This window comes from Paracoccus sp. SSK6 (genome assembly GCF_039770665.1).
Lineage (GTDB): Bacteria > Pseudomonadota > Alphaproteobacteria > Rhodobacterales > Rhodobacteraceae > Paracoccus.
Genome location: NZ_JBDPNJ010000036.1, coordinates 1 through 21,306 on the forward strand (window position 1 = coordinate 1; position 21,306 = coordinate 21,306).

A 21,306-nucleotide genomic window follows, 5' to 3' on the forward strand; every position below is an offset into this window, starting at 1 on the left:
AAGCTCAGGCTATGGCGGACCAGATGCATCGAGCCATGGGAACGCCACTGGTCCGAGTGACCATGGCGAGGGCAGGTCTGGACCAGGGCGTCCGGAAAGGCGGCAGTGATCGCCTCAGGAAAGCCCTTCAGCCCGTCCACGACCCCGATAAGGATGTCCTGAACACCCCGGTTCTTCAGCTCGTTCATCACCGCCAGCCAGAACTTGGCGCCTTCATTTTCGGCGATCCACAGGCCTAGGACCTCGCGCAGGCCGTCACGGGTCACGCCAAGGGCGATGTAGACAGCCTTGTTCTTGACGGTGCGGCTGTCGGCATCGCGGATCTTCACCCGCAGTGCATCAAAGATCACGATCGGATACATCCGGTCCAGTGCCCGGCTTTGCCATTCCCGAACCTCGTCCAGAACCGCGTCAGTGACGCGGCTGATCAGGTCGGGTGAGACCTTCAGGCCATAAAGGTCGAGCAGATGCGCCTGGATGTCGCGCACCGTCAGCCCGGCGGCATAGAGCCCGATAATCTTGTCATCCATGCCATCAATGCGGGTCTGGCCCTTCTTCACCAGCTCCGGCTCGAAGCTGCTGTCGCGGTCGCGGGGCACGGCTACCGGCAGTTCGCCGTCCTGGCCCTTCAGCACCTTTGTCGACGAGCCGTTGCGCCGGTTCGCCTGGCCCGGAGGTGCTTCCTTGCCTTCCTCATAGCCCAGATGCGCGGTCAGCTCCGCGCCCAGCATCCGCTCCATGAGCCGGATCTTCAGTTCCTTCATCAGCCCGGCATCGCCGAGCAGATCCTCAGGGCGCTCAACACCCTTCAGCAGTTCATCCAGAAGTTCCTTGGAGATCGTCATGCATGCTTCCTTTCGGTGAAGCATGGACCGGATCACTCATACACAAAAGATCGGACACTCTCATCTGGCCTAGTCGTGATCGTCGAGGAAATTCGGCTGCGCGATCTTTGGGGGCAGCGGAAGCTCCCAGGTATGGATAACCTTTAGGCCGATTAGCTTCGAGAAATACGTTTGGTCGTTGTCGTCTGTGTAGAAAATTTTAGCACCCGAAGTCTTGGCGATGATCGATACCTGGCGGTCGAACTTGACCTTTTGCCAGTCAGCAGTGCTGCCGCTCTTCTTATCGCCAGATTTGCGGGCTTTCGCGTTCTCAATTCCTAGCTCGACTGCCGCTTTAGCGTCGAAAGATGCAATCTGCATTGAGGTTGATGCTCTGATCACCTCGATCGCTTTGGCGACACTCGGAACTGCCATGAGGACCTCTGCCAAGCATGGTGTCGGTATCAAGATCGTGTCCCCGTTTGCCGAATGCTCATCGATCATGGCTTCGACGCGCTCTCTCCAGAACTCGGTCGGCTGCCCGGTTGGTCCCCGCCGTGGTTGAGAATTCTGATTCAGAATAAGCGTTAGGAATGTATTATCTAGCGCAACTATCAATGAAACTGGCCGCCTCGTTCCTCGATCCTATCGATTTCGCCCAAGACATCTTCTGGCCAGTCGATATCAAGTGCTCGTAGCCTGTCGACGGTCTCGCGGAAGCTTTTTTCGATCGGTTGGAAGTCTATGATCGTCACGTCATTGACAGTCCAAGCTCCATCAGTCGTCCGCTTCCAAGTCCCGCGTCCTGTGATTTGAATTTGTTCGTCGAGAAACTCTCGCAGTGTAATGCCCATCTTCCGGGGAGCTACACAATAAACAACCCCGAATGCGTCCGTTGCGACTCGCAGCTTCACGTCATTCTTGGATACAGCGATATGGTAGAGTTCGCCGGAGAAGACAGCTTGGTCACAGATGCTATAAATTACATCGTCATCCGCCCTTGTTCCAGGGAACGGGATTACGTTGGTTCTATCTGGGCCAAAGAATTCGGCGCTAGTGCCGTCCTCTTGCAGCATGAAATTGATTTGATCCCGAGCACGCAATGCATTCTTCGGTGCGCTGCCGTCCTTGATCTCGAGTAGACGTTCCTCGACATGCTTCCGGGCCTCAGCGTCGACTGCGAGGCAAGTTGCATGGCTGCTCTTAAAAACATTGACCAGATGCAAATGCTCCGTAAGGCCTAGCATTTGCTTAAGCTGCGCATAGTAGTCGATCAGACGCCCGAAGGGCATCGTTTCGGGCGTGAAGCCCTCGATCTTGAATGTGTAATGCGCCTTGTCGGTCATGGTCGTTCTCCAACCCAGATCGTAGATGTATATCTGATCCGGGTAAATGACAGATTGTTACTCCTCTGCTCACCGCTTTGCCTGTAGATCCCGACTGCAGCTAACCTTTCCGCCACCCTTCAGAATCTTCACGCGGCCGACGCACTGGGCCCACTCTGCAATGGAGGGCGGTTCCGGAAGGCTGCATCGCGGAGCTTGGCAAGGCAGAGGGTCCATCTTGCGGTGGATGTCCGGATCGACGCTTCACCTGCAGAAGCGGTTCCTCCCCGCGGCACGGAAATCTCAAGGCGCAGAATGCTTAGCGACGGGCAAATTATGATGGTATCGCTAGAAATGGCCACCGAGTGACTGCTCTGTCAGGACGTACAGAAGTCCTGCTGCACTGCCGTCAGGCCGCTTCCCGCCCTTTACGTCGGTAGGGTGTGGTTGAAGGGACTTCTGTTCTCCAATCATGATTGAACCACTGCGCGGGGTGGGCTGCAGATCAGGCTTTGACTGTAACGTTTGCTACGGCGCTCGTGGACGACCCCAAGGGATCCCTCGGGTTTCTAGAGGCAAAGCTTGGCTGGTCCCTGCGTGACGGGATGAAGACGGGAGGAAAGGCCTCCGGCGCCCCGTCGCGGAGGATATTGCGATGACCAGACACAACAAGGGTGCCGACCGGCTGACGCATTCTGCACGCGATGGCGATGCTGCCGGTTCGCGGGCCGACACCTACGCGCGCGTCACGGCCGCCATCATTGCGGCAATCGAACACGGGGCAGGGGAGTGGCATGCACCGTGGTTTCACAACGGAAGCTGTGCCGCCCGGCCGACCAACGTGGCATCTGGCAGGCGTTACCGGGGCATCAACACCGTTGCGCTATGGGCCGCCGCCATGGCCTCCGGTTACAACGATGGTCTTTGGGGCACCTATCGGCAGTGGCAAGAGGCCGGGGCGCAGGTGCGCAAGGGCGAGCGCTCAACCACCATCGTCTTGTGGAAGCAGGTGTCCTCGTTCGACAAGGCCGGGGATACCGACAAGGACGACATGCGCCACGCCCGAATGTTTGCCGGCGCCTTTTCCGTGTTCAATGTCGACCAGGTGGACGGGTACGAGCGCCCTCCGACACACCTGCTGTCGGAGAACGAGCGTTTGGCGCAGGCGGAGGCTTTTGTCGCCAACCTGGGGATCACAACCGTGTTCGGAGGGACGGACGCCTTTTATCGTCCCTCGTCGGATACGGTGGTCATGCCGGACTTCGGATCGTTCCGGGACGCCCCGTCGTTCTACGGTGTCTGGCTGCATGAGCACGGTCACGCCTCCGGGGCAAAGCACAGGCTTGACCGCGATCTGTCGGGCCGGTTCGGCTCAGTTGCTTACGCGGCGGAAGAATGCTGCGTGGAGATCCTCAGTGGCCTCGTGCTTGCCGATCTCGGCATTGCCCACCATCCGCGTCCCGATCATGCCGCCTACCTTGCCTCCTGGCTCGAGGTCTTGAGGAACGACCCCCGCGCCCTGTTCACCGCCGCGGCCAAGGCCCAGCAGGCCGCCGACTGGATGCACGCGCAGCAGCCTTCCCCTCCGTCTTCCGGCGCACCTGATGAAACAGAGGCGGACTATCCTGGTTCTCCTGTTTTCACCGGCACGGTGTAGCAAGGTGTGCGCCTGGACGTGCCGGAGGATCACCCCCGTCCGGCCACGGCGATATCGGTCCAACTCAGCCTGTGGGACGGGGGTCATCCAGCGGCCGGTGTCACAACCGCCCCCCGGTTCGACATGTCTTGCCTGAGCACGGTTTACAGCCGCCCGGCCTCGCGCCGGCTTCCGTCAGGAGACCTGCAGCCGTCCATCTGCATGGCCGGGGACGCGCCGGGTGAGGGCGTCGAGCTGTCTTCTCCCGGTCGCCGCGTGGGCCTGCTTCAGAGGTACGGCCGAAAACATCTCAGCGCAGCTGACGCGGCTCGCTGATCTCGTCCGCGTCCTGGGTGGCTTCGTGCACTTCCTCGCGAATGATCTTCCTGGTGATGTCGTTGAGGTGGGACGTCAGGGCGCGGCTGAGCTCCTCGAATTCCGGCCATAGCGTCACGTGGACGAAACTGGCCGGGGCGCGGACCATGACGGTCTGGCGGTGCATGCGCGGATAGCGGAACGGCTTCATGCCGTAGCGCCGGCACAGGGCGATGAAGAGCTGACGTGACCAGGGATCGGTGATCGAGAACTTGAACTCCTCAGCCTGTTCCGTCCTGCTGATGGCCTCGAACTGGCGCCGAATGCGCTCTGCCGCGGCACCTGCTGCGGTTTTTTCCCCGGCTGTCGCAGCACCGGCATAGAGCGCCTCGATCTTGCGCAGCTTTTCGCGAAGGCGTTCCTCGGAGGACAGGACCATCAGTGGATCGTCGACCGGGCGGAAGGCGCGCTCTCGAGCATCTGGCGCCGGGCCCGGGCGCAGGACAGCACGGCCTCGTGGATTTCGGTTTCCATGATCCGGGTCAGTTCGCGCAAATGCTTGAAGGTGGTCTCAAGCTGCTCGGGGTCATCGGGTCTGGGCTCGCGCGCGGCGAGGTCGCAGATGCCGGTCATCATGGCCCGCAGCTCCTTGATGTGGCCGACGGCCTCGTGCGCCCGCTCGGGCAAATCGATGATCTCCTGCCCGTTGAAGAGCCCTGTCATGAAGCCATCCAGTTCCTCGAAGCGGACGCGGGCGTATCGGGCGAGATGTGCAGCGGTGGCGTCCGTCGACATCCGGGTGAGCCGGAAGGGCTGGCTGCGCTTCTGGTGCAGGGTCAACCCGTTCCACAGCCCCTGCACCAGGGCCTCGAGCAGGTCGTTGAGGTCATCGATGCTGTCAACGGCCGGGAGTTCGCCACCCCACAGGTCCTTGATGATCTGCAAGGGCGAAACCGACATCGTCGGAGTGGCGATATTGCCCAGAAACCGTGTGCGCACCTCGTGAAACGGCACAGGGCAGGCGTGCTTGGCAAGCAAGGCCTTTACGGCGTTCTCGCTTGGACCCGCGGCAGTCTTCATCATGGTTGTCCCGAACATGCACACACAAGGGTAACCGCCCCGGGGCGGTCGGTCGTCGATCAGTTGCCTCGCATTGGTCTACCGGTTTGGGGTCCGAAGCAAGCTCCCCTCCGAGCGTCCTCAAGACGATTATCCATGACATGATTTGGATGAAGGGCTTTGGGGGCGGGAAGGCAGAAGACCTTGCCGCCTACGATAAAGCCACCAGTGTTCGACATGTATCGACCTTAGCGAGATGCTGTGATCCCGGCCGCGCCCCAGAGGCGGCCTGCAGAGAGCCAGAGGAGGGCTGGGGGATCGTGACGGGTTGGATGCCAGGGAGAGAGGCTCCCGGCGCCCGTCGCGGAGATTACTGCCATGGCCAAAGCCATATCCCCCATCACCCTCGCGTCCGCGCGCGACATTCCCTTCGACAAGCTGGTCCTCAGCCAGTCCAATGTCCGGCGTATCAAGGCCGGCGTCTCGGTCGAGGAGCTTGCCGCATCCATTGCCCGGCGCGGCCTGATCCAGTCCCTCCACGTGCGTCCCGTCCTGGACGAGGGCGGCGCGGAGACCGGCCTCTACGAGGTGCCTGCCGGCGGCCGACGCTTCCGGGCGCTTGAACTGCTGGTCAAGCAGAAGCGCCTGGCGAAGACCGCGCCCGTACCCTGCATCGTTTCGGACACCGGGGGCGAGAGTGACGTGCTGGTGGCCGAGCTGTCCTTGGCCGAGAACATCGAGCGGGCGCCCCTCCATCCGCTCGATCAGTTCCGCGCCTTCCAGACCCTGCGGGAGACCGGCATGACCGAAGAGGCCATCGCCGCGGCCTTTCTCGTCGATGCCAAGGTCGTCAAGCAGCGCCTGCGGCTGGCCTCTGTCTCGCCCGCGCTGCTCGAGGTCTACGCCGAGGACGCGATGACGCTCGAGCAGTTGATGGCCTTTACCGTGACCGACGACCATGCGCGCCAGGAGCAGGTCTGGCAGGTGGTCAGGGACAGCTGGTCGAAGGAGCCCTACACCATCCGCCGGATGCTGACCGAGACCACGGTGCGCGCGTCCGACCGGCGCGCGCTCTTCGTGGGCATTCCCGCCTACGAGGCGGCGGGCGGCATCGTGTTGCGCGATCTCTTCGAGACCGACGATGGCGGCTGGCTGCAGGACGTGGCCCTGCTCGACCGGCTGGTCGCGGAGAAGCTGAAGTGTGAGGCCAACGGGATTGCCGCGGAAGGCTGGGCCTGGGTCGAGGTAGCCGTGAGCTTACCCTATGGCCACGAGCGCGGGCTTCGGCAGATCGCCGGCACCACCATCGACCTGACCGACGAGGAGCGTGCCACCCGCGAGGCTTTGCGTGACGAATACGACCTGCTCGAGGCCGAGCATGCGGAAGCCGAGGAACTGCCCGAAGATGTGGACCGGCGGCTGGGAGAGATCGAGGCGGCGCTCGAGGCTTATGAGCACAGGCCAATGGTCTTCTCGCCCGAGCAGATGGCGCGCGCCGGGGTATTTGTCAGCATAGGCGCCGACGGCAGGTTGATGGTCGATCGTGGCCATGTCCGGCCAGACGATGAGGACGGGCAGGGGGGTGACGACGACGTGCCCGCGGGTACGCCTGATATGAAAGGTGGCGTCACGCCCAAGGACATGGGGCAACCTGTCCCCATCACGATGACGGGTGAGCCAGGCACCGGCGAGGAAAGTGCCGAGGAGACCGACACCCTCAAGCCCCTGCCCGAGAGCCTGGTGGTCGAGCTGACCGCATATCGCACCTTGGCGTTGCGCGACGCCCTGGCCGCGCACCCGCATGTCGCGCTGACAGCCCTTCTGCACCGGCTGGTGCTGGACTGCTTTGGCAGCCGCGACTGCGGCGCGGCCCTGGAGGCCTTTGTCCGGACCGTCTGCTTTCCCGTGCAGGCCCCGGGTCTGGCTGACAGCCTGCCCGCGCAACAGATCGCTGCGCGCCATGCGGCATGGCAGGCAGACCTGCCCGATGCCGAGGATGACGACCGGCTTTGGACTTGGCTCAACGACCTCGACGATGCAAGCCGACTGGCTCTGCTGGCCCACTGCGTCAGCTTCGGGGTCAATGCGCTTGTCGAGCGGCCCGGCTTCAGCGGCGGCACGGGTGTCAGTCAGCAGGGTCTCGAGCGGCGCCTCCGCGAGGCCGACCGGCTGGCCCGGGCAACAGAGCTCGATCTCGTGGAGGCGGGCTGGCGGCCCACGGTCGAGAGCTATCTTGGCCGGGTGACCAAGCCGCGCATCCTTGCGGCAGTGCGCGAAGGCGCAGGGGAGGCAGCGGCGCAGCGCATCGATCACCTGAAGAAACCCGACATGGCGCGGGAAGCCGAGCGGCTGCTGGCGGAGACCGGCTGGCTGCCCGAGCCGCTGCGGCTGCGGATTGCCGAAAGCGGGGCAACCAGCGACGAGAATGCCGGATCTGCTTCCCTGCCGACCGACCCGACCGGTGAGGCCAATAACGCGGAACCAGACGATACGGACGATCCCGCACGGGAGCCTCCGTCCGGAGCAGGGGAAGACGGCACTGCCCGCGTGGAGGAGGCCAATCCGCAAGGCATGGCCGCCGAGTGAGGATGGGAGCCGGGGCGGCATAGCCGCCCCGTCTCCCGCTCTCCCGGTCCACGACGGCTTGGTCGTGTCGCGCTGACCTGAGGCAGGGGCCGTGAACACCGCCCTCCCTTACCAAGAGGCAGAGCCAGGTGGGGGAGGGGACAAGCCCGGCTTGAGGAGGGAGAGCCGCGCCGCGCCGTTTCTGTCATCCCGCTCTCCCGGAGGACCTTTCCATGACCGATCCCGAACATGCCGGCAAGCCGGACCCCGACCTTGCTGCAAGCATCGCCCGTGTTCTTGCCGAACACGATGCTCATCAACAACGCGCAGCCGCGCTGCGCCCGGCCAACAAGGCCGCGCTCTTCGATGCCCTGGAGGCCGCCGGGATCACCACCGTCACGGTGACCTTCGACGGCTACGGCGACAGCGGCCAGATCGAGGATGTCACCGCACAGTGCGGCGAAATCATTGTCGATCTTCCCCAGGGGCAGGTTTCGCTGGCGTCCGCCACCTGGAACTCGGACGATGTGTCCACCGCCCAAGTGGAGATCGGGGCCGCTCTCGAGCAGCATTGCTATGACCTGCTCGAGCAAAGCCATCCCGGCTGGGAGAACAACGACGGCGCCTCTGGCGAGTTCGTCTTCGACGTGCCAGCCCGGGCGATCACGCTCGATCACAGCGAGCGCTACACCGCCACTGAAACCCACAGACACCTGTTCTAAGGGAGGAGACCATGGCACATCCCTATCATCACGCCCTCTCCTCGGTCCGCAGCTGGGGCGGCAGCATCGAGGACTATCTGGCCGTCCATGCTTGGTTCGATGGCAGCAAGGAGATCCTTGCCGACTTCCGGCACCGGGCGCTGCGCCATCATGCCGAGGGCATCTTCATGTCGGAACGGCTGTTCGGCACCACGCTCACCCTGGCCTCGGGGCGGCAGATCCCCACCCGGTGGATCGGCGAGCAGCATGTCCGCGAGGATCTGGGCCATATTCCGAGCTTCGCCGACTGGGCCAGGGCGATCCGCCCGCAGCCGTGGATGGGACGGAGCCAGGCGCTCGACCTGGTCGTCGACCCCGCCCTGGCCATACGAGGCGGAGGATCCTGATGCATGCGGCCTCTCTGGCGGGTCACCGCCAGAGCGTCGATCAGGCCGACAGCCGGGCAGCAAGAGACAGAGGAAGGCTGGGAGAAGGCTGCGCCTGCCGGGGCTAGAGAGCGACAGGGCGGGCGCATCCCCGTTTCTCATAACCGGAGATCTCCGCCATGACCCTCACTGCACCCTCATTCTCCTCTGCCATGCCCGTTCCCGAGGAGCGCCGCATGGCCTTTCTGCCTCGGCTGTTCGGTGCCCGTCTTCTCCTTGTCGGCGAGCACACCGTCTTCGGCTTCATGGAAAGGCTGAGCCCGACGGACTACACCGGCGGCATGTGGGACTTCCTTGAGCGGGCAGGCGAGCCCCTTTATCTCTCCCCAACCTGCAGGCCGCGCTTCCACCTTGTCTGGGACGGCAACGGCTATGAAGGCGATGTCTCGGCTGACGCTGCGGGCATCATCGCCACGCTCTTTGCCTTCTCGCACCTGTCGTTCCGCCATGACGCCCCGGAACTCTCAGACGGCTTTGCCCGCCTTTACGCCCATGCCGCGGATCATCCCGAGGCCCGCGAGATTTTCCGGGCCATCGACTGATCCCTGCAAGCGCCCTGCCTTTCGGCGGGGCGCTTGTTTCATGCTGGCTTTCGCTGTGACGCCGCAGGAGGGCAGCTCAGACGGCAAGCGAGAGAAGCCTGCCTCCTGGACACGCGCCGGGATCTAGGGCCGAGGAGAAGAGGCGCATCAGGTCGTTATCCTTGGCAGAAGGTGGTCCGATCAGCAGGCGCGTGGCTACCAAAAACGGCCCGTGTCGAGCAGCTTGGCTGCAATCTCGTGCTGTCTTGCCGAGCAGCCCACCTTGGGGTTACCGGATGGTCATGGCCGTGCATGCAAGGCGGACCCCACGATGGAAGAACGCGCAACCCGCGATGAACGTTTGGATGACTTGGCGCAAACCCTGGCGGACATGCTCGGTGTCGACAAGACGGAAGCCATGCGCCTGGCTCTCCAAAACGAGATCGAGCGTCTGCGGTCCACACCCACCATTGATGACCAGATTGCGACCCTGCGCGAGACGGTGAAGAACTACGGCCGCAAATCGACGCGCATGGTGCACCCGTCAAAAAAGCGCTGAGGGTCATACCAACGCTTCCGTCTGACCGCCTTGCGCGCTGTGCGCCCGGCGGCATCCGCTGTCACGGTGGACGCCGCCTCGTCACATGACTGCAGGGACTTGTCGCCGACCTGTGCCCTTGAAGCCCAAGACCCTGCTTCCGCCAGCAGACCAGGGGATGGCCATCGGGGAAGGCTGTGAGGGTGTGCCGCCCGGCCGTGGTGCGGTGATGGAGACGGCCGGCAAAGGCAGAGGCGGGTCGGGGCAGGAGGGTTGAGCCGATGCGGTCGAGAGAGTGCCGCGAATTCGTGCTTTCCGCCCCCGGGAAAACGCTGCGACCGAGGGTCCGCGGCCCGCCCCCAAGGCGGCAGATACCCCAGCACACAGGAGATCCTCTGATGCCCCATCGTGACGCGTCCGATCTGGCGATCCGTCTTGGCCGGGAGGCCGAGGCAGTCTGCCGCCATTACCTGTCCTCTGGCCATCGTGCCGGAAACTACTGGCTGGTGGGCGATGTGAGAAACACTCCCGGCCGCTCGATGTTCGTGCGTCTGGCAGGCCCGGAAACCGGCGGGGGTGCCGCGGGCCGCTGGTCTGATGCCGCCACAGGCGAGCACGGCGATCTGCTCGACCTCATCCGCGAAGCGGCCGGCCTTCTCGACTTCAAGGATGTGGCCGCCGAGGCACGCCGGTTTCTTGCGCTTCCCCATCCCGATCCGGCCTCGGTCCAGACAGCAGGTGGCGGGACATCCCGCAGGGCACCCGGCTCGCGGCAGGCGGCACGGCGGCTCTTCGCCATGGCCGAGCCGATCGGCGGCACGCTCGCGGCAACCTATCTGGCCAACAGGGCAATCACCTGCCTTTCCTCCACGGCCGCACTGCGCTTCCACCCCCGGTGCTACTACCGGCCGGACGGGCAGGCGCCCACTGAGACCCGGCCGGCGATGATTGCCGCCGTTACCGATCTGGCCGGCCGCCAGACCGGCGCGCATCGCACCTGGCTTGCCCCGGACGGTTCCGGCAAGGCCCCGATCGCCACGCCGCGCCGGGCAATAGGCGAACTTCTCGGCCACGGCGTCCGCTTCGGGGTGGCAGAAGACGTGCTGGCGGTAGGCGAGGGCATCGAGACCGTGCTGTCGCCCCGCCAGGTGCTGCCTGGCATGCCGATGCTGGCAGCCCTCTCGGCCGCCCATCTTGCCGCCGTGCTCTTTCCTGCCACGTTGCGCCGCCTTTATCTCCTGTGCGACCGTGACCCCGCCGGCGACAGAGCGCGCGACAACCTTCTGACCCGAGCGGCCAGCCTCGGCATCGAGGCGATTGCCCTTGTGCCCGTGGGGGGCGACTTCAATGACGACCTACGGCATCGTGGCGCTGCTGCGCTGAGCGCGGCGCTGAAGGATGTGCTCCATCCCGACGACCGGCGCCGTTTCCTGCCGGGGTGAGGGCAGGCCCGGGGAGTCAGCGGTGCCAGTCTTTGTCTCTTGGCCGGGTCGCTCCCTGTCCCGGTCACCTCTCCTTCACGCGCGGAGATCCGCGTTCCAGGCCTTCGAGGAGGGCAATCGGCGCACAGCCGGGCCAGCCCGGCAATGGCGGCGGCCGACTATTTTCCGCCGCGTCCTGCGGACGCTTTGCATCGCGAGGCAAAATAGCCGGCCTTGGCCATCAAGGCCCTCGCGCTGCTCGCGAGGGCTGCCCGTCCGGCCCGCCCGTGCGCTGCGATGCCCGCGAAGGCCGCGAGAAACGCGGGCCCCGCCCCATCGAAGGAGAACGCGATGACACAGGATCCCGACGACCAGGCCCCCGAGCCGGTCCATACCGCCTCCCAGACCGACCACGTCCTGACCGAACTCCAGCTTTACGGCTGGCGCCCCTTTCAGGACGAGCCCGATCCCCGGCCGTTGCCCGAGGCCGATACCGTCTCCAGCGCCGTGTCCGACATCTTCGACGCCCTGGTGGCGAGCCTCAGTGACACCCGGCTCGCGCCCGATCTCGAGGAACTGCTCTGGGGCATCGTCAATCTCTTCCACCGTGCCGCAGCCCGCGTCGAGCGCGAACTCGACAGCAACGAACAGGCGCAGCGCCGGCTGCAGCGCGAGCAGGACGGCAGCGAGGTGAAGTCGGTTGAGCTCGAGCGCCTTACGGCCGAAGGGCAGACCCTGATCGAACGGCGCGCCGGCATGGAACTCTTCCGCGACCTCGCGACCGAGGCCTTCGAGCACCACACCGGCAGTGCCTGGCGGCCACGCACGGGCTCGATGGTCAGCCATCGCCATCTCACGGCGGCGATGATCGACAGCCGCGACTTCCTGGCCGCCAAGCGCCGGGCCGAGACCGAGGTGATGCTGCCCGCCGGGCCAAAGGTGGCCCTGACCGGCGGGGTGGACTTCAACGATCACCGGCTGATCTGGGCCAGGCTCGATCAGGTCCATGCCAAGCACCCCGACATGGTGCTCCTGCATGGCGGTTCACCGAAAGGAGCGGAACTCATTGCCTCCCGCTGGGCCGATCACCGCAAGGTGCCGCAGATCGCCTTCCGTCCCGACTGGACGAAGCACGGCAAGGCCGCGCCCTTCAAGCGCAATGACGCGCTGCTCGATGTCCTGCCGGTCGGTGTCCTGGTCTTCCCCGGCACCGGCATTCAGGAGAACCTGGCTGACAAGGCCCGCAAGCTGGGCATCCCGGTGATGAGGGTCGAGGGCGGCGCGTAAGCGCCGCTTTCCCACATCTTTCCGTCACCAGGCAATCATCGGACGTCACGGCTGGCAGCTGTCGCCTGGCCGGCCAAGGTCAGGCAAAGGGCGAGGCGGAAACTGCAGCGCGGTGCAGGGGGGATTCGGTCAAGCCGAACGCCCCCTGCAGGACAGCATAGCGCCTGGCCCGCACCGGTGTCGGAAGGGAAGAAAGACGGGAACCGCCGGTTCCCCCGTCAACCGCAAAATGCGGCGCCCCAAGGGGGCACCCCCATCTTCCGCGCCGCCGGACGGCGGCTTGTGCAGACGGGGCCCCCGACCCTTGGGGCTTGATTTTGCAGTTGCCGGGCCCCCCTCCGGCCCTCGCCGGGAGGCAGCCCAGGAAGGTGAGACGCGCCGGGGGCGCGGCTCGCCTTCCCGGTCCGCTCCCATTCTTGAAGAAGGGCAAGGCCGGGAGGGGATCGCCAGATCATAAGGAGGGTTTTCTCATGACGCGCTATCAATGCATCTCCTGCGAGGCCACCCAGATCACGGCAGGCATCCGTCCAGACGCTTGCCGCCATTGCGCGGGGCCGGTCTTCGATCTCGACCGCTACGAAGCTGCCATGGCCGAGGCGCGGATCATCGGGGCGCAGAACGACGCCTTCCGGGCCGCCTTGGGACCGGCCGAGTGGCGAGGCGAGACTCTGCGCGGCAGGGTGGTCGTGACGCGCGGGATCGTCGCCCGTGGCCCTGACTTCGTGGACGCGGCCCTCAACCGGGTGCGCGCCGACGCGACCGCTATGGACGATCATGGCACCGATGGCGTCCGCAGCTTCGGCATGCTGGATGTGCCGCACGGAGACGAAACCGTGCGCATCTACTGGAAGATCGACCTTTACGACACCGACGGGCTGATGGGTCCGGAGCAGGAAAGCGATCCGGAGCAGACGATCCGCATCCTCACCGTCTGCCTGCCTGACGAATACTGATCCGGCATGGGCGGCTCTGAAAGCAGGGCCGCCTGACCACCTTAGGAGGCTTTTCCGATACTCCAAGCCGTCAGGAGAGCTGGACTGCGACGTCCGAGCATCCGCTCTGAGGCGCATCCTGATGCCGCTCGCACCTGATCTGAGGGCAGTGTCTTGCCGATGTCCCGAGAGCTTCTCAAGCCATTCGGCTCCACCTGAAACAGGTCCGGCGGCGTGACAGTCATCCCAGCACTCCTGGGGTGAGAACAGGGTGCCGATGTTGCCGAGGGCTTCAGGTCAGAGATCGCCTCGTTCCGTGACGTCCGCGAGTATTTCGTTTTTTGTCAATTGCTGGTCCCTTATGAGCAGAAGGATCGTTGTTTCTCCTCATCCCTGAGGGAGGGCAGCACATGACCGACGCGACACTTTCGCTTGACGGCCTTGAGCCGATCAGCGGCACCGTCGAAACCGGCGGCGATTATATCCGGTTCAGCGCAGACACGACCCTCGACGAAGGTCAGATCAACGGGCCTCATGAGGGGCAGCTGTCCCTGGACGGTGCCGACGAACGGGTCGTCGTCGAGAGCTATCACGCCATTGAGGGCGGCGGCTGCGAGATAACCCTTCGCCGCATTACGCCATCTGCGACCTGATCAGGGTCGGAAACAACGGCCAGGGCGACTCAATGGCCCCTGGTCATGACCTCGGCCATGACCCTAACGATGCAGTCAGCACTGGCAAAGGCGACAACGACGCGACCGACGAGATGTCCAGGGGCACGCCCCGACAGGACCCGGCCCCGAAGTTTGGCGCCAACGGTGAGGAGATAGGGTCTTCGCAGAATAGGGCAGGCCCGTCCCGCCTGTCGCCTGTGCACAACCCGCGCAGTCCCCCGGGCCCGGCGGAGCCGTCGCACCCCGGACGTGACCGCAGTAGGTTTGCTCTGCCGGCCCCGATCAGAAATCTCTTGCTGCACGGCTGAGCGCTATGCCAAGCAATGTCTTGTTGCGCAGCGGAGAGGGACGATGGCACGCGGGACAGTCAAGTGGTTCAACACCGATAAGGGTTATGGCTTCATTGCGCCGGAGACCGGGGGCGGGGATGTGTTTGTCCATATCACGGCCGTTCAGCGCGCCGGACTGGACACGCTGCGGGACGGGCAGAAAGTCTCCTTTGAGCTGGAGACCGGCCGCAACGGCAAGACGAGCGCGGTCGATCTGCAAGCCATCTGAGACGAGAAAGGTGGTCGCCACCCTGCCGCAAACGTGCTGCGGGTGCGGGCCTCTTCACAAGATCGGTCGGCACCGCCGGGTCCTGTTAACCGCTCCTTAACCGGGTCTATCTTATGCAAATAGCGCATAAGAGGATCGGGCATGAGCTACCGGATCACCACCTACAGCGCCTTGCAGGCCAACCTGTCGGCGGCCAACACGGCCGTGATGCTGTGCCGGGCCAACATTGGCCGGCTGCCTTTGTCCGACCAGGAACGCGATGCAACGATCGACCGGATCAGAAAGCAGATCGGCGAGTTGGAGACGCTCATCCTGGAACTTGAGGGTCCCGGCGGCAAGCAGGCTGCGCCCTTCATTCGAACGCGGATCAGAAAGGCACCACCGCCTCGCCGGACCAGCACCTTATCCGACAGCGCAACCTGAGGGTATGGCCTTATAACAGGAAGGCCGCGCTGAGCGTATCACCGCCCTTCAAGGGAGGCCCGAGGATCTTGTCCCACCCCGGCACCGGCAACAACACGCCTCGTGGGGGGATGGGGATCTCTCAGCCGGGCGGGAACACTCTGAAACCAACCACACACACCCGCTCGGCTGATAAGACCTTTATGTCTGCGTCGGGCCTCAGGGGATAGTTGTTCTTTCGGGCAGGGGGGCAGTGCCTTTTGTCATTAGCTCCTGGAGGCTGCGGCTTACCTGCTGTGTCCTGTCGCCTGAGCCCTCTGTTCAGCAGGGACCTGGCGGGGTAGAGCAGTGCGGTGACGCCAAGCAGCGAAGCCGAGAGGGACTCGCTTGGTTCGGCCTCTGCGATGACCAAGCCCAACCCTCTGACGACCTCCTGAGGAGCTGCCAGACGCTTGCCGACGGGGCGGGTGTGATCTCCTCTCTTTGCGGGACAAAACCCGTGACAGATCCCCTGAAATATGGCATGCTGAAAGAGTGTAAGGATGGCAGGAAATGCCAAATGTCTACAGCAGTGGACAGGAGCGCCCGATGGCCCTTCGAGACACGACCCCGACCCCAGCAGACACACCACGCCTTGGCGATGACGGCCGGATGACCGCAAAGCGGCGCGTCCGTTCCAAACCTGCCATATCGACAAGCCCGGGTCAGTCCCGCCCCAGCCGGGAGACCGCCACGACGGAGGGCAAGTCCGTCTCGGCCCGGCTGTCACCCGCCGAGGGAGAGGCGCTCGAGGCGCTGAAGGCGCGTCATGGCTTTGGTTCGAACTCGGACGCGCTGCGGGCCCTGGTGCGGGCCGCCTCGGGGATGCTGGAAGCGGATCCGGCAACGGCGGGCGGCCTCGAGGCAATCCGGGGCGAGCTGCACGAGATCGGCGTCGCCGTGAACAAGATCGCGCTCGCCGCAGGCCAGGGCCGGATCGATCCGAGCCATGAGCAATGGGCGGCACTCAGTGCCTTGCGGCAGACCTTGCCGGAGATGCGCTCCTATCTGCGGGCGGTGGTGGACGAGCAGCGCCGGCGCGGCATCCGGCTCTTTGCGGAATGGCAGGAGGCCGAGCATGGCGAGCCTCGCGGATGATCTGATCGGCGAGATCCGGCTGCGCCGCGTCGGCGGCCGGGTGCTGCGGGACAGTGGGTTCGGCAAGACAAAGGGGCGCCGCTCGGGGGCCGGGGGGTCGTCCTTCTCGGCGCGGGCGCGCGATCTGTGGCGGGTGGGCCAGGGCTCGAACGCCGCAGTGCTGAAGAAGATTGCCCGAGGCGGCACGCAGACGCCGGGTCGGCTCAAGGCGCAGCTTCGCTATCTCTTCACCAAATCCCATGCGCTCTTCGGCAACACGATCGGGCTTGATCCAGAGGCACAGGTGCTCACAGCCAATCAGCGCAAGGCCATCACGCTGGATTGGTCGGACGGCTGGCGGGGTGATCCGAAGAACGGCCATACCACGCATCTGCTCCTCTCCTTTCCCTATGACCTTGCGCCCCGGAAGGCGCTGCGGATCGCGGAGGCCTGGGCCTTCGAGATGTTCCAGTCAGGCACCCATGTGCAGGATGAATGGGCCTATGTGGCGGCGCTGCATACCGACCGGTCGCATCCCCATGTCCATATCGTGGTGAACAACCGCGGGCTCGAGCAGGACACCTGGTTCTTCATGGCAAAGGATCATGCCTTCAACCTTGCCACCATGAAGGAGCGCTTGGTCGAGATAGCGGGCGGGATGGGAGTGGAGCTCGACGCCTCCTCACGCCTCGAGCGGGGCATCCTGACCTATGGACCCACCCGCGCCGAGATCGAGGGGGCGGCGCGTGAGCATCGGCCAGTGCGCGAGCGGGCGTTGCAGGGCCCGGCGCTCGAGGAGGGGCTGGCGGTGGTCACGCGCAGCGCCGCCACGCTCAGGACGCTGGCCGGGATCGCCAGCTTGGCCCGGCTCGGGGACGTGAAACTGCGCATGGAGCGGGCGGCCAAGATCCTGGAGACCGGCGGCATCCTGAGTGCGAAAACCCTGGAGGGTGAGATGATGGATTTGCAGAACACGGACGTCCCGCACACCCGGCGAAGCCTGGACCGGGTGTTTGCCACCTGGCTTGATCGGGCCGAGCGTGAGATCGCCACCCTTGGTCCCGAGGACCGGCGCGAGATGCGCACCGAGCTGGCGGAGGTCACCACCGCGATCCTGCGCGATCTGGGCGATGCGCGCGGTGCCGAGCTGGTGATGCAGGCACCTCGCTCGGCGCTCTACCAGACGGAGCTTGGAGACAGCGCCATTGCCCGCGGGACGGTCACGAAGACCCTGTCCCGGACTGCCGCCCTTGAGGTGCGGACCGGGGTTCTGGACGCGGCCGAAGCCATCGGCATCGAGCGGCCAGTGATGGAGCGGCGGCTCGAGCATCCGGCGGCGAATGCCTGGCAGGAGCGGGAATGGGTCAAGGCAGACCTCAAGGCCGTCTCCAAGGCCCAGGGCCTCGATCTGGACCAAGACGATCAGCGCCAGCAGGCGGCCGAGATGGTGGACCGGTTCTATGCCACCGTCGCCAAGGTGCTGAACCACGCCCTGGGCGTCGAACACGCCCGCGAGATGGTCCACAGCCACGAGAGCGATCGCCTGGTCAGGACGCTCGAGACACTGGCCCGGGTGCATCACCAGCACCGTCGAGTGGAATTCGAGCGGGAGGATCACGCTGAACGCTTTGCCGCCGACCTGAAGGAGCGCTACGGCGAGAGGGTGATGGAGCAGATTGCGGTTGGCGATACCTCGGCTCTGGCCTCCGACTTCCCTGAGGCCCGCCAGCGGCGCGAGATTGCCCGCGCCCTGGTAGCGGCCGCTGACAGCCACGAAAGCCTGGGTCTGAGCCGGCGGCAGGCGGAGCTCGCCCGGGAACGCCTGCTCGCGCGCGAGCACCAGCACGAGAGACCGCAGCATGAGTTGCGTCGCAAGGATCACGATCTGGACCTCTGAGGGAGGCAGGCCATGAACCGGATGATCGTTGCCATCCCGGCCGGGCTGGTCGCCGGAGCCCTGGTCGGGCTGATGATCGGCGGCCTGTGGCTGCACTGGCAGCTCGGCGCTAACATGAACGCCGGCCACCCGTTCGTGCTGATCACGGACTTTCCCGGCCTGCGAATGGCCGGGCAGGATCCCTGGCGCTCGGCCTATGGGATCGTTCTGGCAGGTGCCGTGCTTTTGTCCCTGCTGGCCGTGGCGTTCACCCTGACCCATCGGCTGACCACCTATGGCACAGCGCATTTCCAGACCCGGCGCGAGATCCGGCGCAACGGGCTCCTGCAGCCCGTAGGGGCAGGGCTGGTGTTCGGCAAGTTCGGCAAGCCGCACAGAAAGGGCCGCTTTGTCTGCGGCAGCTACGACCGCTTCCCCCATGCCCTGGTGGCCGCGCCCACCCGCTCGGGCAAGGGGGTGGGATACGTGATGCCGAACACGCTGCTCTTTCCCGGCTCCTGCGTGGTGATGGATGTGAAAGGCGATATCTTCGAGGCCACGGCCCGGCACCGCCAGGCGCAGGGCGACCAGGTGTTCCGCATCGCGCCGTTTGACTTCCAGCACCCGTCGCATCGCTACAACCCGCTTGAGCGGATCAGCAGGATTGCGGATACCGACCAGCGGTTCACCGAGCTCTCAAAGCTCGCCAGCTATTTCCTGATCCCGAAGAACGAGAAGGGCGGCGCCTCGGACTTCATCGTGGGCGCGCGCCAGCTCTTCGTGGCCGGCGGCATGCTGGCCATCGAGCGCGGCACGCCGACGCTTGGCGCCATTGCCCGCATCCTCTTTGATACTGGCAACAAGGAGGCAGCCTACGCGGCCCTGGCAGCCGAGGCGCGCCACGCCCAGACAGCAACGATCTTTCGCAACTTCTCGGGCCATTCCGATCGGACGCTCTCGTCCTACGCCTCGGTTCTTGACGGCTCGGGCCTTGGGCTGTGGCTCAACCCCCGGATCGACAAGATCACGAGCGCCAACGACTTTTCCTGGGGCGACATTCGGCGGCGCCCGCATGCGGTCTATGTCGTTGCCAACTCCGACGATATTCCGACGCTTTCCCCGCTTCTGCGGCTGATGTTCGGAGAGTTGATCGCCACCATGCGCGCGCACATCCCCGATCCGACAACCGAGCCCTGGCCTGTACAGATCATCCTTGACGAGTTCGATCAGCTTGGCCCCATGCCGATCATCGTCCAGTCGCTGAAGCAACTGGCCGGTCACGGCGTGCGCGTGTCGATCATCACCCAGTCGGTGCCAGGTCTGGAAACAATCTATTCCGAGAACGAACGGCTCTCGATCGAGTCTGCTGCCGGCATGAAGCTCTACATTGCACCCAACGAGAAGAAGACCGCCGGCGAGGTGTCCGAGGCGCTCGGCAAGACTACCCGGCTGTCGCTCAGCGACAGCTATTCGCAAGACGGGCAGGGCTTGCTGAAGCGGTCTGTCTCGCGGCGCAACGAGGAACGCCCGCTGATGACCCCCGACGAGGTCCGCAGGCTCGATCCCGACAAGATCCTCCTGATCCCCGAAAGGCAGAACCCGATCCTGGTGGACCGGATCGTCTACTGGCAGGACGCCTGGTTCAAGACCATCATCGACGCGCAGAAGGGACCGCTCCCTTATCCTGATCCGATCCGGGCCGAACTGGACGATCTGCGGGCCGAGGTCGCGTCCTTGCGCGAGGCCCGGATGAGCTATCCCCTGACTGGGGAGGCCACACCAGGCGGAGAGCAAGATCGGGAGCCCTCCCTGGCACAGGACGTGGCCGGAGCGCGTGAGGCTGCCGGCGAGGAGGCTGATCCGGCCCTGGCTGCGGCTGCCGCTGATGCCGCCATGACCCGGATGAATACATTCGACACCAGGCTGCAGGGCAAGAAGCGGAAGGGTGATGTCCCGGCTGCGGCGTCATGACGGTGAGGCGGGATGTGGGCATCCTTGTTGGCAGACTTTCTACAGCAGATTGGTTGGGCCGAACGCAGCACCCCTCTCGACGCAAGTGATATGGTGCTCCAAAGGCAGCAACCGTCGGCGGCGGAAGGCGTTGAGATCGGGTCGATCCGGCCTTTTCCTCAGAGCCACAGGAAGGTGTATCCGAAATGGACCTGGAACGCGCACTGCAAATTGCCGCAACCGCCCACCACGGACAGAAGAACAAAGCGGGTGAGCCATTCATTTTGCATCCGCTGCGCGTCATGCTTGCCTGCTCCGGTTCAGACGAACGGATCGTCGCCGTGCTGCACGACGTGGTCGAGAAAAGTGATTGGACGCTCGATGCCTTGCGTGAGGAAGGCCTCGAAGACCAGTTGGTCGCAGCCGTCGACGCAATGACGCGCAGGGAAAATGAAACCTATTCTGGGTTTGTTGACCGCGCCGCCGCCCATCCCATCAGCCGCCCTGTAAAGATTGCCGATCTTCGCGACAATCTTGCAATGACTCAGTCAGGCAAGGCGTCGCAGGAAGATGGCAAGAAGGCGGAACAGTATGTCGACGCACTGACCCGGCTGGGCTGCGCCCCCGACGAGCCCCTGTGGTCCTCTCGGAGTTCGTCCATCGAGTGATCCTGCCGAGACTGTTGTACGAAATTCATGGACGTTTGGGAGCAGACTGCCCGTCGGTCGGATTTCGGTCATGCGGGTCTGAGCGGTGTGGGGATCGACTGCGTATCCAATGCCATCACGCGCCCGTGCAGGATCTTTGACCAGCTCGGACTGCGTGGTGCTCAATCACCGACTGCTTGGACCACATCAGGGGAAATTTCAGCGCGACAGTCTAATGAGTCGGCTCTGAACAACTCCTCAGGCGGCCACTGCATGGCGGTGATGGGTCCTTTCGCCCCGGATGATCGCCGTGATCAGGTGAAGCAATAGAGTCCAAAGAGCCCTGAGATGGGCGAGGATCTTGCGGATATTGTGGCCGCAGGCGCAGAGGACGGCGAAGACCGCGTCGCCGATGCGGCCTTTCAGCGGGCATCTGGCCAAGCGACCGTCGCTCTTCATGTGGCCGATCTCAGGCTCGATGGCGCTTCGCCTCCGGAGGAGCCGTGCCAGGAG

General features: G+C 64.6%; 21 protein-coding genes and 1 pseudogene. 16 read left to right on the forward strand and 6 right to left on the reverse strand.

Annotated features, from left to right (window positions below):
• The 3 genes from AAIL68_RS15525 to AAIL68_RS15535 all read right to left on the reverse strand — a co-directional run.
• A partial coding sequence (locus AAIL68_RS15525; protein ID WP_347140643.1) for an IS256 family transposase occupies positions 1-845 on the reverse strand: 845 nt, incomplete at its 3' end.
• A gap of 69 nt (positions 846-914) precedes the next feature.
• Complete coding sequence (locus AAIL68_RS15530) at positions 915-1,328, reverse strand: hypothetical protein (protein ID WP_188717013.1); 414 nt, start codon at positions 1,326-1,328, stop codon at positions 915-917.
• A 110-nt stretch (positions 1,329-1,438) separates the two neighbouring features.
• Positions 1,439-2,170: a hypothetical protein gene (locus AAIL68_RS15535; protein WP_188717014.1), complete on the reverse strand. Its 732-nt coding sequence runs from the start codon at positions 2,168-2,170 to the stop codon at positions 1,439-1,441.
• Positions 2,171-2,804: 634 nt separating this feature from the next.
• On the opposite strand from AAIL68_RS15535, the gene AAIL68_RS15540 reads away from it, so the two are divergent.
• Positions 2,805-3,806 (forward strand): zincin-like metallopeptidase domain-containing protein, encoded by a 1,002-nt coding sequence (locus AAIL68_RS15540; RefSeq protein ID WP_347140644.1) that lies wholly within the window; start codon positions 2,805-2,807, stop codon positions 3,804-3,806.
• Positions 3,807-4,095: 289 nt separating this feature from the next.
• On the opposite strand, the gene AAIL68_RS15545 is transcribed toward AAIL68_RS15540, so the two are convergent.
• Positions 4,096-4,539: a hypothetical protein gene (locus AAIL68_RS15545; RefSeq protein WP_347140645.1), complete on the reverse strand. Its 444-nt coding sequence runs from the start codon at positions 4,537-4,539 to the stop codon at positions 4,096-4,098.
• A complete protein-coding gene (locus tag AAIL68_RS15550; RefSeq protein ID WP_347140646.1) occupies positions 4,539-5,183 on the reverse strand; it encodes a hypothetical protein in 645 nt (214 codons plus the stop codon). Before AAIL68_RS15550 ends, AAIL68_RS15545 begins: the two co-directional genes overlap by 1 nt.
• A gap of 354 nt (positions 5,184-5,537) precedes the next feature.
• Between AAIL68_RS15550 and AAIL68_RS15555 the strand changes: the two genes are divergently transcribed.
• From AAIL68_RS15555 to AAIL68_RS15625, 15 genes are all read left to right on the forward strand, one after another.
• Positions 5,538-7,745 carry a ParB/RepB/Spo0J family partition protein gene (locus tag AAIL68_RS15555; protein WP_347140647.1) on the forward strand — a complete coding sequence of 736 codons (2,208 nt, stop codon included), beginning with the start codon at positions 5,538-5,540 and terminating at the stop codon, positions 7,743-7,745.
• A gap of 212 nt (positions 7,746-7,957) precedes the next feature.
• Positions 7,958-8,446, forward strand: a complete 489-nt coding sequence (locus tag AAIL68_RS15560; RefSeq protein WP_347140648.1) for a DUF6878 family protein — start codon at positions 7,958-7,960, stop codon at positions 8,444-8,446.
• A gap of 11 nt (positions 8,447-8,457) precedes the next feature.
• On the forward strand, positions 8,458-8,832 hold the full coding sequence (locus AAIL68_RS15565) for a hypothetical protein (RefSeq protein WP_347140649.1): 375 nt from the start codon (positions 8,458-8,460) through the stop codon (positions 8,830-8,832).
• Positions 8,833-9,047: 215 nt separating this feature from the next.
• Positions 9,048-9,413 carry an antirestriction protein gene (locus tag AAIL68_RS15570; RefSeq protein WP_347140650.1) on the forward strand — a complete coding sequence of 122 codons (366 nt, stop codon included), beginning with the start codon at positions 9,048-9,050 and terminating at the stop codon, positions 9,411-9,413.
• A 310-nt stretch (positions 9,414-9,723) separates the two neighbouring features.
• Complete coding sequence (locus AAIL68_RS15575; protein WP_347140651.1) at positions 9,724-9,951, forward strand: type II toxin-antitoxin system VapB family antitoxin; 228 nt, start codon at positions 9,724-9,726, stop codon at positions 9,949-9,951.
• 377 nt (positions 9,952-10,328) lie between these two features.
• Positions 10,329-11,372 carry a toprim domain-containing protein gene (locus AAIL68_RS15580; protein ID WP_347140652.1) on the forward strand — a complete coding sequence of 348 codons (1,044 nt, stop codon included), beginning with the start codon at positions 10,329-10,331 and terminating at the stop codon, positions 11,370-11,372.
• A gap of 330 nt (positions 11,373-11,702) precedes the next feature.
• Complete coding sequence (locus AAIL68_RS15585; protein ID WP_347140653.1) at positions 11,703-12,638, forward strand: DUF2493 domain-containing protein; 936 nt, start codon at positions 11,703-11,705, stop codon at positions 12,636-12,638.
• Between the two features lie 470 nt (positions 12,639-13,108).
• On the forward strand, positions 13,109-13,591 hold the full coding sequence (locus tag AAIL68_RS15590; RefSeq protein WP_347140654.1) for a DUF3768 domain-containing protein: 483 nt from the start codon (positions 13,109-13,111) through the stop codon (positions 13,589-13,591).
• A gap of 389 nt (positions 13,592-13,980) precedes the next feature.
• A complete protein-coding gene (locus AAIL68_RS15595) occupies positions 13,981-14,223 on the forward strand; it encodes a hypothetical protein (RefSeq protein WP_347140655.1) in 243 nt (80 codons plus the stop codon).
• Positions 14,224-14,595: 372 nt separating this feature from the next.
• On the forward strand, positions 14,596-14,802 hold the full coding sequence (locus tag AAIL68_RS15600; protein WP_188717038.1) for a cold-shock protein: 207 nt from the start codon (positions 14,596-14,598) through the stop codon (positions 14,800-14,802).
• 141 nt (positions 14,803-14,943) lie between these two features.
• Positions 14,944-15,225: a hypothetical protein gene (locus tag AAIL68_RS15605; protein ID WP_347140656.1), complete on the forward strand. Its 282-nt coding sequence runs from the start codon at positions 14,944-14,946 to the stop codon at positions 15,223-15,225.
• A 567-nt stretch (positions 15,226-15,792) separates the two neighbouring features.
• Positions 15,793-16,341 (forward strand): DNA mobilization endonuclease VirD1/MobC family subunit, encoded by a 549-nt coding sequence (locus AAIL68_RS15610; RefSeq protein ID WP_347140657.1) that lies wholly within the window; start codon positions 15,793-15,795, stop codon positions 16,339-16,341.
• The gene (locus tag AAIL68_RS15615; RefSeq protein ID WP_347140658.1) at positions 16,322-18,217 is read left to right on the forward strand and encodes a relaxase/mobilization nuclease domain-containing protein; all 1,896 of its coding nucleotides are present in this window, start codon (positions 16,322-16,324) and stop codon (positions 18,215-18,217) included. The genes AAIL68_RS15610 and AAIL68_RS15615 overlap by 20 nt, the downstream gene beginning before the upstream one ends.
• A gap of 12 nt (positions 18,218-18,229) precedes the next feature.
• On the forward strand, positions 18,230-20,167 hold the full coding sequence (locus AAIL68_RS15620) for a type IV secretory system conjugative DNA transfer family protein (RefSeq protein WP_347140659.1): 1,938 nt from the start codon (positions 18,230-18,232) through the stop codon (positions 20,165-20,167).
• A 185-nt stretch (positions 20,168-20,352) separates the two neighbouring features.
• Entirely contained in the window at positions 20,353-20,814 is a 462-nt protein-coding gene (locus AAIL68_RS15625) for a hypothetical protein (RefSeq protein ID WP_347140660.1), read from the forward strand.
• A 237-nt stretch (positions 20,815-21,051) separates the two neighbouring features.
• On the opposite strand, the pseudogene AAIL68_RS15630 reads toward AAIL68_RS15625, so the two are convergent.
• Positions 21,052-21,306: pseudogene (locus tag AAIL68_RS15630) on the reverse strand (IS5/IS1182 family transposase); the annotation flags it as partial.

Coding starts and splice junctions, on each gene's coding strand:
- AAIL68_RS15530 (WP_188717013.1), bottom strand. CDS start 1,328: ATGATCGATGAGCATTCGGCAAACGGGGACACGATCTTGATACCGACA.
- AAIL68_RS15535 (WP_188717014.1), bottom strand. CDS start 2,170: ATGACCGACAAGGCGCATTACACATTCAAGATCGAGGGCTTCACGCCC.
- AAIL68_RS15540 (WP_347140644.1), top strand. CDS start 2,805: ATGACCAGACACAACAAGGGTGCCGACCGGCTGACGCATTCTGCACGC.
- AAIL68_RS15545 (WP_347140645.1), bottom strand. CDS start 4,539: ATGGTCCTGTCCTCCGAGGAACGCCTTCGCGAAAAGCTGCGCAAGATC.
- AAIL68_RS15550 (WP_347140646.1), bottom strand. CDS start 5,183: ATGATGAAGACTGCCGCGGGTCCAAGCGAGAACGCCGTAAAGGCCTTG.
- AAIL68_RS15555 (WP_347140647.1), top strand. CDS start 5,538: ATGGCCAAAGCCATATCCCCCATCACCCTCGCGTCCGCGCGCGACATT.
- AAIL68_RS15560 (WP_347140648.1), top strand. CDS start 7,958: ATGACCGATCCCGAACATGCCGGCAAGCCGGACCCCGACCTTGCTGCA.
- AAIL68_RS15565 (WP_347140649.1), top strand. CDS start 8,458: ATGGCACATCCCTATCATCACGCCCTCTCCTCGGTCCGCAGCTGGGGC.
- AAIL68_RS15570 (WP_347140650.1), top strand. CDS start 9,048: ATGGCCTTTCTGCCTCGGCTGTTCGGTGCCCGTCTTCTCCTTGTCGGC.
- AAIL68_RS15575 (WP_347140651.1), top strand. CDS start 9,724: ATGGAAGAACGCGCAACCCGCGATGAACGTTTGGATGACTTGGCGCAA.
- AAIL68_RS15580 (WP_347140652.1), top strand. CDS start 10,329: ATGCCCCATCGTGACGCGTCCGATCTGGCGATCCGTCTTGGCCGGGAG.
- AAIL68_RS15585 (WP_347140653.1), top strand. CDS start 11,703: ATGACACAGGATCCCGACGACCAGGCCCCCGAGCCGGTCCATACCGCC.
- AAIL68_RS15590 (WP_347140654.1), top strand. CDS start 13,109: ATGACGCGCTATCAATGCATCTCCTGCGAGGCCACCCAGATCACGGCA.
- AAIL68_RS15595 (WP_347140655.1), top strand. CDS start 13,981: ATGACCGACGCGACACTTTCGCTTGACGGCCTTGAGCCGATCAGCGGC.
- AAIL68_RS15600 (WP_188717038.1), top strand. CDS start 14,596: ATGGCACGCGGGACAGTCAAGTGGTTCAACACCGATAAGGGTTATGGC.
- AAIL68_RS15605 (WP_347140656.1), top strand. CDS start 14,944: ATGAGCTACCGGATCACCACCTACAGCGCCTTGCAGGCCAACCTGTCG.
- AAIL68_RS15610 (WP_347140657.1), top strand. CDS start 15,793: ATGGCCCTTCGAGACACGACCCCGACCCCAGCAGACACACCACGCCTT.
- AAIL68_RS15615 (WP_347140658.1), top strand. CDS start 16,322: ATGGCGAGCCTCGCGGATGATCTGATCGGCGAGATCCGGCTGCGCCGC.
- AAIL68_RS15620 (WP_347140659.1), top strand. CDS start 18,230: ATGAACCGGATGATCGTTGCCATCCCGGCCGGGCTGGTCGCCGGAGCC.
- AAIL68_RS15625 (WP_347140660.1), top strand. CDS start 20,353: ATGGACCTGGAACGCGCACTGCAAATTGCCGCAACCGCCCACCACGGA.